General features: G+C 40.9%; 17 protein-coding genes. 14 read left to right on the forward strand and 3 right to left on the reverse strand.

Features of this window, described 5'->3' with window-relative positions; genetic code table 11:
• The first annotated feature begins 219 nt into the window (after positions 1–219).
• Positions 220–687: a hypothetical protein gene (locus IGK14_RS06585; RefSeq protein ID WP_154694423.1), complete on the forward strand. Its 468-nt coding sequence runs from the start codon at positions 220–222 to the stop codon at positions 685–687.
• A 640-nt stretch (positions 688–1,327) separates the two neighbouring features.
• The gene (locus IGK14_RS06590; protein WP_438711900.1) at positions 1,328–2,455 is read left to right on the forward strand and encodes a helix-turn-helix domain-containing protein; all 1,128 of its coding nucleotides are present in this window, start codon (positions 1,328–1,330) and stop codon (positions 2,453–2,455) included.
• Between the two features lie 162 nt (positions 2,456–2,617).
• Here the strand turns inward: IGK14_RS06590 and IGK14_RS06595 are convergent, their stop codons facing one another.
• The gene (locus IGK14_RS06595; protein WP_005225878.1) at positions 2,618–2,929 is read right to left on the reverse strand and encodes a DUF1827 family protein; all 312 of its coding nucleotides are present in this window, start codon (positions 2,927–2,929) and stop codon (positions 2,618–2,620) included.
• Positions 2,930–3,077: 148 nt separating this feature from the next.
• Positions 3,078–5,342 (reverse strand): ATP-dependent Clp protease ATP-binding subunit, encoded by a 2,265-nt coding sequence (locus IGK14_RS06600; RefSeq protein ID WP_231473511.1) that lies wholly within the window; start codon positions 5,340–5,342, stop codon positions 3,078–3,080.
• A 270-nt stretch (positions 5,343–5,612) separates the two neighbouring features.
• On the opposite strand from IGK14_RS06600, the gene IGK14_RS06605 reads away from it, so the two are divergent.
• The 7 genes from IGK14_RS06605 (at position 5,613) to IGK14_RS06635 (ending at position 11,763) form a co-directional block, all read left to right on the forward strand.
• The gene (locus tag IGK14_RS06605; RefSeq protein WP_154694426.1) at positions 5,613–5,804 is read left to right on the forward strand and encodes a hypothetical protein; all 192 of its coding nucleotides are present in this window, start codon (positions 5,613–5,615) and stop codon (positions 5,802–5,804) included.
• A 160-nt stretch (positions 5,805–5,964) separates the two neighbouring features.
• Complete coding sequence (locus IGK14_RS06610; RefSeq protein WP_003126335.1) at positions 5,965–6,231, forward strand: phosphocarrier protein HPr; 267 nt, start codon at positions 5,965–5,967, stop codon at positions 6,229–6,231.
• On the forward strand, positions 6,231–7,958 hold the full coding sequence (ptsP, locus tag IGK14_RS06615) for a phosphoenolpyruvate--protein phosphotransferase (RefSeq protein WP_005225882.1): 1,728 nt from the start codon (positions 6,231–6,233) through the stop codon (positions 7,956–7,958). Before IGK14_RS06610 ends, ptsP begins: the two co-directional genes overlap by 1 nt.
• A gap of 266 nt (positions 7,959–8,224) precedes the next feature.
• On the forward strand, positions 8,225–9,235 hold the full coding sequence (locus tag IGK14_RS06620; protein WP_154694427.1) for a glycosyltransferase: 1,011 nt from the start codon (positions 8,225–8,227) through the stop codon (positions 9,233–9,235).
• A gap of 31 nt (positions 9,236–9,266) precedes the next feature.
• The gene (locus IGK14_RS06625; protein WP_005225884.1) at positions 9,267–10,499 is read left to right on the forward strand and encodes a glycosyltransferase family 4 protein; all 1,233 of its coding nucleotides are present in this window, start codon (positions 9,267–9,269) and stop codon (positions 10,497–10,499) included.
• Positions 10,500–10,573: 74 nt separating this feature from the next.
• Complete coding sequence (locus IGK14_RS06630) at positions 10,574–11,449, forward strand: NAD(P)-dependent oxidoreductase (protein WP_016610191.1); 876 nt, start codon at positions 10,574–10,576, stop codon at positions 11,447–11,449.
• 83 nt (positions 11,450–11,532) lie between these two features.
• Positions 11,533–11,763 carry a YkuJ family protein gene (locus IGK14_RS06635; RefSeq protein WP_005225886.1) on the forward strand — a complete coding sequence of 77 codons (231 nt, stop codon included), beginning with the start codon at positions 11,533–11,535 and terminating at the stop codon, positions 11,761–11,763.
• 68 nt (positions 11,764–11,831) lie between these two features.
• On the opposite strand, the gene IGK14_RS06640 is transcribed toward IGK14_RS06635, so the two are convergent.
• On the reverse strand, positions 11,832–12,773 hold the full coding sequence (locus IGK14_RS06640) for a GIY-YIG nuclease family protein (RefSeq protein WP_154694428.1): 942 nt from the start codon (positions 12,771–12,773) through the stop codon (positions 11,832–11,834).
• 320 nt (positions 12,774–13,093) lie between these two features.
• On the opposite strand from IGK14_RS06640, the gene fabT reads away from it, so the two are divergent.
• From fabT to fabG, 5 genes are all read left to right on the forward strand, one after another.
• A complete protein-coding gene (gene fabT, locus IGK14_RS06645) occupies positions 13,094–13,534 on the forward strand; it encodes a fatty acid biosynthesis transcriptional regulator FabT (protein WP_008378199.1) in 441 nt (146 codons plus the stop codon).
• Between the two features lie 9 nt (positions 13,535–13,543).
• Positions 13,544–14,506 carry a beta-ketoacyl-ACP synthase III gene (locus IGK14_RS06650; protein WP_005225889.1) on the forward strand — a complete coding sequence of 321 codons (963 nt, stop codon included), beginning with the start codon at positions 13,544–13,546 and terminating at the stop codon, positions 14,504–14,506.
• Positions 14,507–14,558: 52 nt separating this feature from the next.
• Positions 14,559–14,783 carry an acyl carrier protein gene (locus tag IGK14_RS06655; RefSeq protein ID WP_005225890.1) on the forward strand — a complete coding sequence of 75 codons (225 nt, stop codon included), beginning with the start codon at positions 14,559–14,561 and terminating at the stop codon, positions 14,781–14,783.
• Between the two features lie 123 nt (positions 14,784–14,906).
• Entirely contained in the window at positions 14,907–15,830 is a 924-nt protein-coding gene (gene fabD, locus IGK14_RS06660; protein ID WP_154694429.1) for an ACP S-malonyltransferase, read from the forward strand.
• A 9-nt stretch (positions 15,831–15,839) separates the two neighbouring features.
• Positions 15,840–16,577: a 3-oxoacyl-[acyl-carrier-protein] reductase gene (gene fabG / locus IGK14_RS06665; protein ID WP_008378189.1), complete on the forward strand. Its 738-nt coding sequence runs from the start codon at positions 15,840–15,842 to the stop codon at positions 16,575–16,577.
• Positions 16,578–16,583: the final 6 nt, after the last annotated feature.

The following is a 16,583-nucleotide window of genomic DNA, read 5'->3' on the forward strand; positions in this document are numbered from 1 at the left end:
TCTTTGAAGAAAGCTTTGAAAGAGTTTTTTTTGTCTTTCTTAATTTTATGAAGTTACCTCTCGTTTCTAATCGTCAGGTCTTTTAGTTAGTAGAAAGAAAAAGAGTGACAATGATTATTTTATTTGTAGTTTTTTTGAAAAAAAGACGATAAAAATCAGCTGGTTCTTACTATATCCTTAATAGCAGAGGATCAAAGTTCTTTTAAGGAGTGAATCAAAATGCTGCAAACCAGAATAAATTTCAGTGGACAAAAGAATGCTACCATGTTGACTGTGCGCTTTTTCAGCAACAAGACGAACACGATTTTAGAGAGAAATTTAATTGTGGATCAAGAAGATGATCGGCAATCGGTTCTTGACTACTTAGCAGAATCACTAGGGGAAATCAACATCTTGCAATACTCTTCGAAAAACGTTTTGTGTATCGCTGAACGTTCAAGGCTAGAAAAAGCAGGAGGCACGCATCGATTGGAACATTTTTGGGGAGATGTCATCAGTTATATCGTTGAGTGCGTGGATAAATCTGGTATTCATTATGATTTGCATGTCATTGGCAATGTTGATTCGGATGATGAAGAAATTATGCGGTCAATTAATGAGATGAGTGATGAATTGTCGATAATCAACATTTATGAATACAAAGATTGCTGGCTAAAAAGAGAAGATATTATATTACAAGCTCTTTGAAATGAACTTGATTCCTCAAAGAAGTTTGTCCAGCTAGAAAATGATTTTACTCTCCAAGTCACTTACCAATCAATGAAAGAATACGAATTTTTTCTAAGTCTATGGAAACAGCTAATTCCCAGGATCTTTTTAATGGTTTCCAACACTTTTTTGTTACAAAAGGTAAGAATCGTTTCACAAGTTTTTCTCACCCGTTCTGTTTTAAAGAAGCGGGGATTTTTCTGAAGTTTTTATTAAAATTGTCCGTTTAATGAAAAAAGAGGCTCAAATTTAAGTTTATTTTACTATAATTGGAAACTAGGATACTTTTTAAATAAGGCGGGTAAAAAATTTTGGAGTATATAGAAAAGTTGTATAGGTTTTATTTAACCAAAAAACAGGTAGATAAATTAACTATTATTAGAAATATCATTTTGGAGAAGCAGCTGTCTCTCGATAAAATATGTGAAACGATAAACAAATCTTTGTATCAGGTGAAAATATTGATCAATGAAATCGCCGAAGATATGAGAGAGTTTACGACCTTTGACGAGTCTATTTTTTTGTTGAAAAAGAGAACCGTTTATTTGTCACGAGAATTAAACGAAGAACAAAGCCTGCATATTTTTGTGAATCTCCTTATTATCGTCTATTATCCTATTTGTTAAGAAAAAGAAAGACCCGTATGGTGGACATCTCAGAAGAATTGATTTTTAGTATTTCTTATTGTTATAAATTGATCAGCTATCTGAAAAAAATGCTGGTTATCCAAAATGTCCCGATTACTATCAATAACAACACAGATTCCATTGATCTGACAGGGGCAGAGCCTTGTGTGCGGATGTACCATTATTTAGTTGAGATCATGGCTTGCAATGTTTACATCAATCAGCGCACCCGTGCAAGCGTTGAATTAGCTGCGAAAGAATATGAGCCGTTGAAAACTACAAAAGTGAAGCACGACATTATTTTTTCAATCATTGAGAATGCGGTGTTGAGGGGCTATATCGTCAATGAATTAGACGAAGCTTCCATCGCTATTTATGAGCAAATCAAGCAACTCAATGGGGAAAAGCAAGTGATCAAGCTGCTGCCGATCAGAAGTCAGCAAGATATCGAGAAAGAACAGATTTTTTATCATTTCTGGGTTTTTCTCTTCATACCTGAAACGATCTCGGATCAAGAGAAACTTCTTTTGGGGAAACAGCTGCGAAACCTCTCGGGGAATCCATTGGTCGAATTTTCTGCCGATGTTGTGGCTGTCTTGTCGCAAAAGTATGATCTTTCCAAAGCGATCGAAGCGTTTCTTACCTATGAATTAGTGATGAATACATGGGGCTGTCTTCATCTCTTTTTGGATAGTTTTGTGTCTACTGAAGATTTGTCCTCTACGAACGAACGCGTATTAGAGGTGGAGGAGCTGATTGCGACCGTCTTGCAGCGCCATTCGTTTGTAATAGAAAAAGAAGCCCTTTTCTTAAGGAAAATCGCTCAGATTACAGCATCTTATTTACCTATCCAAAAAGAGGAACCGATTCGCATTGGTATTTCTCTTTTGAACCACCCAGAATATATTCCGGTCATTAAGAACAAACTATTGAAAATTTACAATGAAAATGTGATTCACTTTAGTTCGAACTTAGGAGACTCAGACATACTGGTTTCTGATGGCGTGCTGATCCATAATGAGTCACAGAAATTTACATTTTTTGGCAATGTTCATAGTACCAAGGATTGGCACAATCTACATGTGATGATCCAGTCGATGATTTCTAATAAATATACTTGAAAAAGAGAGCGTTACGCTCTCTTTTTTTGCTTGACTATCAGGTAGCGTTGGTCGAAGTACTAGGCGAAAGAAGGAGGAGAGAAGACAAAAAAAGATATCTATAAAAGAGGGCTGCGACAGTCACCTTTTATAGATATTTTTTAAACACGTGATTAGGCAAAGCTAACGTGAGGAAGACAACGTTTTTTTGATGGAGATTTCTACCACTTCGGGCATTTGGATCACAGAGATCGTAGCAGGATCATAGGAGCCATCAGGTAATTTTTTCAAGAAGTAATTTTTGATTTCTTCTACTTCCGTCGGGCGAATATTCCGTTTTTTATTGATCAGCAAAATTTCATTGTGGTTCGGCGCTGAGGTAAAGATCACGGTCGTGTCTCCGGCAGTGTAAACCTTTACAAGTTCTGCGTCGGTATTTTCAAGTTGATTCAATACTAGTCGAGAATGGCTGTTTGTAACGTTGATTAATTTCACCAGACTCACCTCACATTCTATGTATTTATTAATAACATTATAGGTCGTTTTTTTTCAAAAGAAAAGCCAGACAACTCGGAATTACCCAATTTTTTGGCAAAACATGGTTGTCTGGCAAAACGAACGGTTTGGTCACCGTTTTGACACGTTATTGCTCATCTGTTTCCGATGGTTTTTCCTCTTCAGCAGAAGGTGTTTCTTCAGGAAGTTCAGAGGATTCGGCTGAAGTTACAACGATTTTATCGGAATCCTCCAATTGTGCTTTTAACTGACGGACTTGAGGATGCTCAAGATAATATTCAGCAATCCCGTCTTCGATTTGATCTTGGATGGTCCTGCGCAATGGGCGAGCACCCATCGTTGCACTGTAACCTAGATCGACCAGTTTTTCTTGCACGTCTTGTGGAACATCGATATGCAATTTTTGATGACTAAGTGTTTGATTGACATCATGCAGCATAAGGGACACGATCGATAACAAGTTTTCCTTGCTAAGTGCCTTGAATTCGATGATCCCGTCAAAGCGATTGAGAAATTCTGGCGTAAAGTAATTGTTCAATTGATTTAACACGGAACGAGTGATGCCTTCACGCGCTGCGCCAAAGCCGACGTTGGCTTCAACTTTGCCAGTTCCAGCATTACTTGTCATGATGATCAAGGTATCTTTAAAGCTGACTGTACGTCCTTGGGCATCCGTCAAACGACCATCATCGAGAATTTGCAAGAACATATGCAATACATCAGGATGGGCTTTTTCCACTTCGTCTAATAAAATCAGGCTATATGGATTCCGACGAACTTTTTCAGTCAATTGACCCGCTTCTTCATAGCCAACGTAACCAGGAGGAGAGCCAATCAGTTTGGATACACTGTGTTTTTCCATATACTCTGACATATCGAAACGAATCATTGATTCTTCAGAACCAAACATCTCATAGGCTAATTGTTTTGCTAATTCGGTTTTCCCGACACCGGTTGGCCCGACGAATAAGAAAGAGCCAATTGGACGGTTTTGTTTGCCTAAACCGACCCGATTTCTGCGGATCGCTTTGGCTACTTTATCGATCGCTTCATCTTGTCCGATAACTTTAGCTTTCAAGTCATCCGCAAGATTTTTCAATTGCGTTTGTTCTTTTTCTTTCAATTCACCAACTGGAATATTTGTCCGTTCTTCAACGATTTGTTCCATGTCTTTTTCGGTAATGACTGGCGTTTCTTCTTCGCTGATTTGGCGTTCCTTCATTTTTTGCAATTTATTGATTTGATCGCGATAGTAAGCAGCTTTTTCGAAATCTTCTTCTCGAGAGGCAGCTTGTTTTTGTTCTTCTGCTTCTTGTAATTTCTTTTCGATCGTTTTTGGATCAACGATTTGGATCGTTAAGTTTTTCTTAGAACCTGTTTCATCTAGTAGATCGATTGCTTTATCAGGCAAGAATCGGTCTTGGATGTATCGGTTAGAAAGGGTAGCGGCAGCTGCGATCGCTTCATCAGTATATTTCACATGATGATAATCTTCATAACGTGGTTGCAAACCTTTTAAAATACGAATGGTTTCTTCCACAGAAGGTTCATCCACACGTACTGGTTGCAAACGGCGTTCTAAAGCAGCGTCTTTTTCGATGATGCGGTATTCATTTAACGTCGTTGCTCCGACCATTTGTAGTTCTCCACGGGCAAGAGCTGGTTTTAAGATGTTTCCAGCATCCATATTTCCGTCGCCCGCTGCACCAGCGCCAACGATTTCATGGACTTCATCAATAAACAAAATCACGTTTTCTGCTTGCTTGATTTCTTCAATCAATTTTTGGATGCGTTCTTCAAATTGGCCACGTATACCTGTGCCTTGTACAAGAGACGCAACGTCCAAACGAATGACTTCTTTGTCCATTAGTTTCTGTGGTACATCACCATCAACGATTTTTTGGGCTAACCCTTCAACGACGGCAGTTTTCCCAACCCCAGGTTCACCAATAAGCACAGGGTTGTTTTTTGTTCGACGATTAAGGATCTCAATCACTCGTTTGATCTCTGAATCACGACCAACGACTGGATCGACTTCGCCATCACGAGCCATTTGAGTAATATTGATACCGTATTCTCCTAACAGACCTGCAGGTGCTTGGTTATTGCGTGGAGGCTGTCCACCCACAAAACCGTTACCGCCGGTTTGCGTCGGAGGGGTTTGTTCATAAGGGGTATTTCCTTGCTGCATCTGGCGAGACATTTGACGAAATAGATCATCAATATTGCCGAATCCAAAAGGATCTTGCGCCATTGCAGCTGCAGCATTCCCAGATTGAGCTTTTAATTTTTGGTAACAACTTTGACAATAATCGAGTTGTTTTCTTTGACCATTGACACTGGCATATAAATGAATAGACGCTTCATTTTTGCCGCAATTTTGACAAAGCATAGATTCACGACCTTTCATATTTGTTCCAACACCCTTATTTTACGGCGCTTTTTTACACTTGTAAAAGAAAAGGGGCTGTGTGCATAGAAACGGTCATCTTCGAGGTAATGTGTTATTGACCTTTACTGACCATAATTCTATTATACTAACTTTTTGTCAGACTGCAAGAATTTTACTCGTAAAAATTTTTGCCGCTCTTTCATTAGCAGAAGCGTCTTTTAAATAAAAAGTAATTCCATTATAATAGAAAGAAAGAGGTGAGAATTGAGGATGGAGAACAGAGATTTTGCTTCAGAAATAACGCGTTTGCGCATTGGAGAGATCCAAGAATTGATTGTCCAACAGCCAGAATTCCTGGCGTTTAGAGATGTCTGGCTCCAGTTGGAAGATCGGTCTTCTTTTGTCGGAGAAGCGGGCTTAAATGGGAAGATCATCTACCGTTATGTGCAAGAAAATAAATAGGACATTTATTTCAATCGTTTATTTAAGAGAAAACGGTTGTCTATCGAGGAAAAAAATGGTAATCTTAACAGTTGAAAGGGCGATTTTTTTCGGGTGTCATTGCATGCATGGAAATTTTGCCTTCACACAAAAAAACGTATCATAAAGGAGATTGATCAATATGGAAAAGAAAGATTTTCACGTAGTTGCTGAGACAGGGATTCACGCACGTCCAGCTACATTATTGGTTCAAACAGCAAGCAAATTCAACTCTGATATCAACTTAGAGTACAAAGGTAAATCAGTAAACCTTAAATCAATCATGGGCGTAATGTCATTAGGCGTTGGCCAAGGTTCTGATGTAACTATCACTGCTGAAGGTGCTGACGAAGCAGATGCAATCGCTGCAATCGTAGAAACAATGAAAAAAGAAGGTTTGTCTGAATAATGGTTGAGATGCTAAAAGGAATTGCTGCTAGTGATGGTGTAGCCGTTGCGAAAGCCTACCTGTTAGTACAACCTGATTTATCTTTTTCAAAAGTATCAGTTGAAGATACTGCAGCAGAGGAAGCACGCTTAGATGATGCGTTAGCGAAGTCAACAGCGGAATTACAACAAATCCGTGACAAAGCAGCGCAAACTTTAGGTGAAGCAGAAGCACAAGTATTTGATGCTCATTTAATGGTTCTTTCAGATCCTGAGATGATTGGTCAAATCAAACAAAACGTGACAGATAACAAAGTCAATGCAGAAGCTGCGTTGAAAGAAGTTACTGACATGTATATTGGTATGTTTGAAGCAATGGATGACAATGCTTACATGCAAGAACGGGCAGCTGACATTAAAGATGTCGCAAAACGTATCTTGGCGCATTTGCTGAATGTGACTTTGCCTAATCCTTCAATGATCAACGAAGAAGTAGTCGTTGTTGCGCATGACTTGACACCAAGTGATACTGCACAATTAGACCGCAACTTTGTAAAAGCTTTTGTAACAGATATCGGTGGACGTACTTCTCATTCCGCTATCATGGCACGTTCTCTTGAAATCCCAGCAATTGTTGGAACAATGGAGATCACTGCAAAAGTGAAAGCGGGCGACATCTTAGCTGTTAACGGTATTATCGGTGACGTTATCGTCAACCCGACAGATGACCAAGCAGCTGAATTTGTTGAAGCTGGGAAAGCCTACGCAGAACAAAAAGCAGAATGGGAAAAATTAAAAGATGCTGAAACAGTTACCGCTGATGGCAAGCACTTTGAATTAGCTGCGAACATTGGAACGCCAAAAGATTTAGAAGGTGTCCACAACAATGGTGCAGAAGCAGTCGGTTTATACCGTACTGAATTCTTGTACATGGATTCTCCTGATTTCCCAACAGAAGAAGACCAATACAAAGCATACAAAGCAGTTTTAGAAGGAATGGCTGGCAAACCAGTGGTTGTCCGTACAATGGATATCGGTGGCGATAAAGAACTTCCTTACCTAAAATTGCCTCATGAAATGAATCCTTTCTTAGGCTATCGTGCATTGCGTATCAGCTTATCTGAACTTGGGGATGACATGTTCCGTACCCAACTTCGTGCGTTGTTACGTGCTTCTGCTCACGGCAACTTACGTATCATGTTCCCAATGGTGGCAACATTGAAAGAGTTCCGTACTGCGAAGAAAATGTATGAAGAAGAGCGTCAAAAATTGATTGACGAAGGCGTTGAGGTTTCTAACGAGATCCAAGTCGGAATCATGATCGAAATTCCAGCAGCTGCTGTCTTAGCAGACAAGTTTGCGAAGGAAGTTGACTTCTTCAGTATTGGTACCAATGACTTGATCCAATACACCATGGCTGCAGACCGCATGAACGAGCGCGTGTCTTACTTGTACCAACCATACAACCCATCAATTTTACGTTTGATCAAAAACGTGATCGATTCAGCGCATGCTGAAGGCAAATGGGCTGGTATGTGTGGAGAAATGGCGGGCGATCAAACTGCTGTGCCACTTCTTGTAGGTATGGGCTTAGATGAGTTCTCAATGAGTGCAACATCTGTTCTGAAAACACGTAGCTTAATGAAACGCTTGTCAACGACTGACATGCAAGAATTAGCAAAACGTGCTTTAGAAGATTGCGATACAATGGAAGAAGTTGTTGAGCTAATCGAACAGTATGTAAACTAATCATTTCTAGGCAACAAGCAATTTTGCTTGTTGCCTTTTTTTTGTTAGTAAGAAGCCTTCTTGTTCGATTTGACTTGCAATAGCCTGCACGTTTTTTCAGAAAACGAACAATTTTGTCATATCTTTGTATAAAGCTATGATTCCGTAGGTTTTTCACGTATCATGATTAAATGGGGAACAAAATCTAGGACCATGGTAGGAGTATGTCTCCGATTGCCTATGGTATACTAATATCAGATATAAGCATTTCCAAGGAGGAATCATCTTTGAAAGTACTTCTTTATTTTGAAGGAGAAAAATTATTAGCTAAATCAGGTATCGGTCGAGCGTTGGCCCATCAGCAACGAGCACTGACATCTGTCGGGATTCCTTTTACTCTTGATAAAAATGAGGAGGATTATGACATTCTTCACATCAACACGTATGGGATCAATAGTATGCACATGGTCAACAAAGCCAAAAGACAAGGGAAAAAAGTGATTTACCATGCCCATTCTACGGAAGAGGATTTTCGGAATTCATTTATCGGCTCAAACCAGCTTTCGCCATTATATAAAAAATATTTGATCAATCTTTATTCTAGAGCCGATCAGTTGATCACCCCGACTCCTTATTCGAAAGAACTTTTGGAAGGGTATGGTATCCAAGTGCCGATCGAAGCGATCTCAAACGGCATCGATCTTGACAAATATCAGCCGGATCAAGAGAAAGAAAAAGCCTTTCGTGAGTATTTCAAGCTCTTACCAGATCAAAAAGTCATTATATCCGTCGGTTTATTTTTTGAACGAAAAGGCATTCTTGATTTTGTAGAGATAGCTAGGCAATTGCCTGAGTATACGTTTATCTGGTTTGGCCATACACCAATGATGACGATTCCTAAGCAGATCCGCGACCTCGTCAATGAAGACCATCCAGAAAATGTGTTGTTTCCCGGTTATATCAAAGGAGACATTATCGAAGGCGCATATTCCGCTGCCGATTTATTCTTCTTTCCTTCTTATGAAGAAACAGAAGGGATCGTCGTCCTTGAGGCGTTAGCCAGCCGCCAAAATGTGCTCGTTCGGGATATTCCTGTTTATAAAGGGTGGCTAAGTAATGGGCGCAATGCATACATGGAAAAAACCAATGAAGGATTTATTGAGAAAATCAAAGGAATCGTGGAAGGCACGTTACCACAGTTAAGTGAAGCGGGTTATGAAACGGCTAAGCAAAAGAGTATTGATGAAATCGGATATGAGCTAAAAGAAGTTTATACAAAAGTGATGAATACGGAATGAAGAAACTAATGTAAAGTTTGGAGGTACCGTTTTGAAAATCGGATTTTTTACAGACACCTACTTCCCCCAGGTAAGTGGTGTGGCGACATCGATCAAGACATTGAAAGAAGAGCTTGAGAAAAAAGGCCATAAAGTGTATATCTTTACTACGACCGATCCCAATGCTGATCTGGACGAAGAAGATATCATTCGCATGCCAAGTGTCCCGTTTGTGTCCTTCAAAGATCGGCGAATCGTGGTTCGCGGCATGTTGTATGCCTATTTGATCGCCAAAGAATTAGAGTTGGAATTGATCCATACCCATACCGAGTTTGGCTCTGGGATGTTGGGGAAAATGGTGGGGCGCAAATTGCAGATTCCTGTGATCCATACCTACCATACGATGTATGAAGACTACTTGCACTACATCGCCAACGGGAAGGTCTTGCGGCCATCTCACGTGAAATATCTTTCACGGCTATTTGCTAACCACTCGACAGGTGTTGTTTGTCCAAGTGAACGGGTCATCGATACGCTGAGAGGGTATGGTGTGGTTTCACCAATGCGGATCATCCCCACTGGGATCGAAGTTGAGAAGTTTCGCCGACCGGATATTACAACTGACATGAAAAAAGAATTGCGGGAGAAATTGGGCATCACTGAGAATCAACCCATGCTGCTTTCCCTCAGTCGTATTTCTTATGAAAAGAATATCCAAGCAATCATCGACGGCATGCCAGAAATTTTAACGAAGATTCCTGATGCGCAATTAGTGATCGTTGGGAAAGGTCCGCATAAAGAAAAATTAGAAGAAAAAGTGGTGGATATGGCTCTATCTGACCATGTTCAATTTGTCGGCGAAGTGGCAAATGATAAAGTGGCGATCTATTACCACGCTGCGGATTACTTCGTTAGTGCGTCCACATCAGAAACACAAGGACTGACTTACACGGAAGCAATGGCTGCTGGAACACCGTTAGTCGTTGAAGGCAATGACTACTTAAATACCTTGATCGACGATCCGTCTTTAGGCGTCACCTATGAGAGTGATCGGGATTTCGCAAAAGCATTTATTGATTATTATGAACGAAAAATTCCTGCTGATCCCGAAGTTCTTGCTAGAAAAATGTACGAGATCTCGGCATTGCGCTTCGGTGAGTCGATGCTATCTTTCTACCATGATATGGTCGCTTATTATGAAACAGAACGCATCGAAAAAGAAACCGAGCAGACGCTAGAAAAATTCAAAGTAAAATTAAAGGCCTTTCGCCGAACGATCGATTAAACAGAAAATTTTCGCAAGTTCATGTTTTTAGCGTATACTAAAGACATGAACTTTTTTATTTTGGAGGGATCTGCATGAAATTAGGATTTATCGGTACTGGTGTCATGGGTCAAGCGATGGTTGGTCATCTCTTAGCTGCCGGACATACAGTGAATGTTTACAATCGGACGAAAGAAAAAACAGATGAACTCGTTGCGAATGGAGCAATTTGGTGTGACACCCCAACAGAAGTTGCATCAGAAAGTGAAATCATCTTTACAATGGTTGGTTATCCATCCGACGTTGAAGAGGTTTACTATGGGCCTCAAGGGATTTTTCAAACGGCTGTGACGGGCAAAACATTGGTGGATTTTACCACCAGTACACCTGATTTGGCAGAACGAATCTACCAGACAGCGAAGGAAAAAGGAGCAGCGAGTATCGATGCGCCAGTTTCTGGTGGGGATCTTGGTGCGAGAAACGCCACGCTAACGATTATGGTTGGTGGCGATGAAGAAGCTTACCAACAAGTAAAACCACTTTTTGAAGTATTAGGAAAGACGTTTCAACTTCAAGGAGGGGCAGGGAAGGGTCAGCATACGAAAATGGCCAATCAGATCATGATTGCCGGAACCATGACGGGGATGACAGAAATGCTGGTCTATGCGAACCAAGCGGGTCTTGATTTACCACGAGTGATTGACACGCTTTCTGGCGGTGGGGCAGCCAATTGGTCCATGACGAATTACAGTCCTCGTATCCTAAAAGAGGATTATTCACCAGGCTTTTTTGTCAAACATTTCATCAAAGATTTGGGGATCGCTTTGGATGAGGCCAAGAAGATGGGATTGGATTTGCCAAGCACCGCTTTAGCTAAAAAATTGTATGATCAGTTGGCTGAAAAAGGCTTCGAAAATGACGGAACGCAGGCGCTGATTAAACTTTGGTGGCAAGATGGAAAAAAATCTTAAAATGACAAAAAAAATACGAAAAATCAATGCAAGATAGAGGATGTTTTGATACAATATAACGGACAGAAAAAGGAGGCTTACGAATGAAAAGTTCGCAATTAGTCGCTATCATCAAACGTTTAGAAGCGATGGTCGAAGCGCAAGACAATGAAGTTCAAGTACGTCGTTTTGAAAAAGAAGGCGTCGAAAAATGTACCGTTACTTATGACAATTCGACAGAAACGTTTGAATTAACGGAAGCAGAATCAAGTCAATCTTATCAATTTGATAATGTTGATATTGTAGCCATGGAAATCTATGATTTGATCCAATAAGAATGAGTGGGACGTTCGTCGTCGCTTTCTCATTTCTAAACAGCAAGCCTACTTGGGCTTGCTGTTTTTTATTTATCTGCTGCTTTTTCTTGGCGATACAAGTGATTAAGGATGATCCCTAATGGATCGAGATCTTCCGGGGCTAAAGGAAGCGCAGCGCTTGCTGGCGGGAGTGGCTGGAATGTTTCCTCGGGAGAAAGAACTTTTGTTTGGATCAACTTGCCAAAGCTAACTTGATAGTATTTGATTTGAGTCGTCTGTGATCCTGGCTCCTCTAAGTCAAGGGGAATAGAAAAAATCACTTCTGGTTCTTGAATAAACTGATTGACCCTCACGATTTCTTGGTAAAAGCTTTTTGCTAAATGGATCTCGCGCTGCAGTACACTAGCTTGCTCAAACAATAAGTGATCAATCAGGTATGCCAAGCGTTTTTTAAGGAGTGAAAAACAGTCGGTCTTCTTTCCTGCAAAAAAACAGCCGATCTCCCGCCACTTCTCTTCCAAGGGATACGCATCCATTTGAGGGAGCTGCTTACGTAAGGTTAATAGCGTCAGTTCGTTGACAGTCGGCAATTGAAAGGTTTCTGACAATAATTGAAACAATGCTGGCAATTTTTTTGTTTGCCGAAAGGGGCCATAACTGCCAATTTGTGGTGTTTGAGTGATCGTGAAGGTATGATTCGTCAAGTCAACAAAGCAATAGTTGGCTGAATGGTTCATTTGTCGGTTGTAGATAGGATGAAAAGCTTGGATCAAACGACATTCAAGTAATAGTGCATCCAATTCTGTATCTGTTTCGATCGTTTCAAAATCAACGACATTATAAACAAGTCGAAGCACCTTATTGGCATGCTGCTGATTTTTTCGGAAGTAAGAAACGACACGCTGTTTCAATGATTTGGCTTTTCCTACATACAAGACTTCGTTGTGCTGATCTTTCATTAAATAAACACCAGGCTTTTCAGGCAGTGCATTTGCTTTGTTTTTTAAAAACTCTTTGTTCGGATTCATCGATCGTTCCTCTCCTTCCTCCAAAGAGTAGCAGATGAAGCGTAAGAGAGCAACGTTTGCTGGCCATTGACAAGAAAAAATTAGAAATAGAGTGGAGGCAACGCAATGATAAACTTTGACATTCAAAGGAAATTTCTCTTTAACGGAAACAGATTATTTTGTCAACTCGCAGCTTTTAGAATCTTAGAAAATCAATTCTTAAATAAAAATGCGCTTAAAAATAAAAAAAGTTCGAAAAAATTCTTGCATTTCTCAATAACTTCCGATATAGTTTGACTATCAAATGATTTGATTATCAAAGTATTCGGATGGTGAAGGTTATGGAACCCAATTTAGAAACAGTTAATGACTACTTAGTCAGCGTCTTTAATGACATCTTAGTGATTGAAGAATCTGAATTGAAAAAATCTCAATTCAAAGACCTTTCAATTACCGAAATGCATACCATCGAAGCCATCGGGATGTACAAAAAAAAGACCACGACTGAAGTTGCCAAAGAGCTTTCGATCACTGTTGGGACTTTGACCATCGCGATCAATCGTTTGGTGAAAAAAGAATATGTAGAACGGATTCGCAGTGAAGATGATCGGCGAGTCGTCAAACTAGGTTTGACGAAAAAAGGAAAACTCCTTTATCGTGTTCATCAGCATTTTCATCGTGAGATGGTGAAAGGTGTCTTGAGTCAGATGTCTCCTGAAGAGGAACAGGCACTGTTGAAAGCACTGAAAAATCTGCATGACTTTTTACAAGATTATAAGTGAGAATAATGGATGAATATGTTTGGAAAAATTACCGCGACTGCAAGTTATGTTCCAGAAAAAATCGTAACAAATGATGATCTATCAAATTTGATGGATACTTCAGATGAATGGATCCATTCTCGCACGGGAATCAAACGAAGAAGAGTCGCTGTTGGCGAAAACACTTCAGACCTTTGTATTCGCGTCGCTCAAACGCTCTTGCAAGATGCTCAGCTTTCAGCAGAAAGTCTAGATTTTATCTTGGTAGCGACGATCACACCGGATTTCAATACACCGGCGGTTGCTTGCCAAGTCCAAGGGGCGATTGGGGCAGTCAATGCCTTTGCTTTTGATATCAGTGCAGCATGTGCTGGTTTCGTGTATGCATTGTCTATGGCTGAAAAACTGATTCGAACGGGCGCTAAAAAAGGATTGGTCATCGGTGGAGAAGTACTTTCAAAAGTCTTGGATTGGAACGACCGTTCGACGGCTGTTTTATTCGGAGATGGTGCCGGCGGTCTATTGCTGGAAGCATCTTCAGAGCAGCATTTGCTCAAAGAGTCTTTAAAAGCAGATGGGACGCGAGGCATGTCCTTAACATCTGGTTTTCGAACGAATGAGAATCCTTTTTCACAAAACGCTCCGGCGTATAGTGCTTGTATGCAAATGATTGGACGAGAAATCTTTGATTTTGCGACGCGTGATGTGGTCGCCTCGATCAATGATCTGACACAAGATGAAGCAATCGATTATTTTTTGCTTCACCAAGCAAATTCACGTATTTTAGACAAAGTTGCTCGCAAGCTGAAGCAGCCCCGTGAGAAATTTTTGCAAAATATGCAAGATTATGGCAATACTTCGGCAGCCTCGATTCCGTTATTGCTAGATGAAGAAATCAAACGAGGTACACTGTCACTTGGCAGTGGTCAAAAAGTGGTGTTCTCAGGTTTTGGCGGCGGATTGACATGGGGAACTATGTTAGCCACCTTATAACTTGTTCACGAAACAAAATTACTATTGAAAAACACATTGGAGGAATATACACATGGTATTCGAAAAAATTCAAGAAATCGTAGCAGAAGAATTAGGAAAAGAAAAAGAAGAAATCAAATTGAACACAAACATCCAAGAAGATTTAGAAGCAGACAGCTTGGATCTTTTCCAAATCATTAACGAGATCGAAGATGAATTCGATGTGAAGATCGAAACAGAAGATGGTATCACAACCGTTGAAGATCTAGTTAAATATGTAGAAAAACAACAAGCATAAAACAAAGGCTAGGCAGACAGCCTAGCCTTTCCTTTTTAAGAACGTGTTTTTGCTGATTCATAGACGAACTGCAAGAAGCCATGTTCTCCAACGACAACGATCAAAGTAATGAAGGAGTGCAAGATGAAGACAGCCTTTTTATTTAGCGGTCAAGGCGCACAGTACCCCCAAATGGGAGAAGAGCTCTATCACCAAGAAGCAATCGTTCGTGAGACGTTTGAACAAGCCAGCACCATTCTAGGATATGATATGGCCGAGCTATGCTTTACTGAAAACGAACGTTTAAACCAGACGGAATATACGCAGCCTGCCATCTTAACGGTAAGTACGGCTTTTTGGCGACTTTTGGATGCGCAAGGAATCAAAGCAGATGCTGTTGCTGGCTTGAGTTTAGGCGAATATACAGCCTTAGTCGCTAGTGGTGCGCTTGATTTCCAGACAGCAGTCGCATTGGTGCAAAAGCGCGGTCGTTATATGGCAAGTGCGGCGCCAGCAGGTATTGGGAAAATGGTCGCTGTGATGAACACACCCGCTGAAACGATTGAAGAAATCTGTAAAGAAGCAAGTCAAGTGGGGATCGTGACACCAGCGAATTACAATACGCCGCAGCAGATCGTCATTGGCGGTGAAGCGCCGGCAGTGGATAAAGCGGTGGAATTGTTACAAGCTGCTGGAACCAAACGGGTGATTCCTTTAAATGTCAGCGGTCCTTTCCATACTGCTTTGTTGGAACCCGCATCGCAGCAATTAGCACAGGAATTAGCTCAAATCACCTTTGATGAGTTGCAAATACCTGTCATCAGCAATACAACCGCGCAGCCAATGCAGCAAGACCAAATCAAGGAACTGTTAACGCTGCAAGTGAAATCGCCAGTGCGTTTTTACGAAAGCATTGCGACACTGAAGCAGCTTGGCATCCAACAAGTCATCGAGATCGGACCAGGAAAAGTATTGAGCGGTTTTATGAAGAAAATAGACAAAGAAATCCAGACTGCGCGTGTAGAAGATAGCCAAACGTTGGCAGATACACTAGCCCGATTCAATTAGGAGGAATTTATGGATCTGCAAAATAGAAACGTCTTTGTAACTGGTAGCTCGCGAGGGATCGGTTTTACCATCGCGGAAGCCTTTGCCAAAGAAGGAGCGAATATCGTTTTAAATGGACGAAAAGAAATTCCCCAGTCACTGATCGATCGCATCACCAGCTACGGCGTGAAATGTGTAGCGATCAATGGGGACATTTCTGATTTTGATCAAGCGGCAGCCATGCTTTTAGAAGCAGAAGCGGCAGTCGGACCGATCCACATTTTAGTCAATAATGCCGGGATCACGAATGACAAATTATTGTTGAGAATGAAACCCGAAGATTTTGATTCAGTGATCAAAATCAATTTGACTGGTACCTTCAATATGACGCAGCACGCGTTGAAAAAAATGATGAAGCTGCGAGAAGGCCGCATCATCAATTTGACGAGTGTGGTCGGCTTGACGGGAAATATCGGGCAAGCCAACTATGCGGCAAGTAAAGCTGGCGTGATCGGTTTTACGAAATCTGCCGCTCGTGAAGGTGCCGCTCGGGGGATCACCTGCAATGCGATCGCCCCAGGATTTATCGAAACAGAGATGACTGAAGTGCTGTCGGATAAAGTCAAAGAACAATCATTGGCAAATATTCCATTACAGCGTTTTGGTTCCACACAGGATGTTGCGCAAACAGCAGTCTTTTTAGCAAAAAGCCCCTACATCACTGGTCAGGTGATCAGTGTAGACGGCGGGATGGCAATGCAAGGGTAGGAGGAA

Source organism: Enterococcus sp. DIV0970a, assembly GCF_051711265.1.
Taxonomy (GTDB): domain Bacteria; phylum Bacillota; class Bacilli; order Lactobacillales; family Enterococcaceae; genus Enterococcus_D; species Enterococcus_D casseliflavus.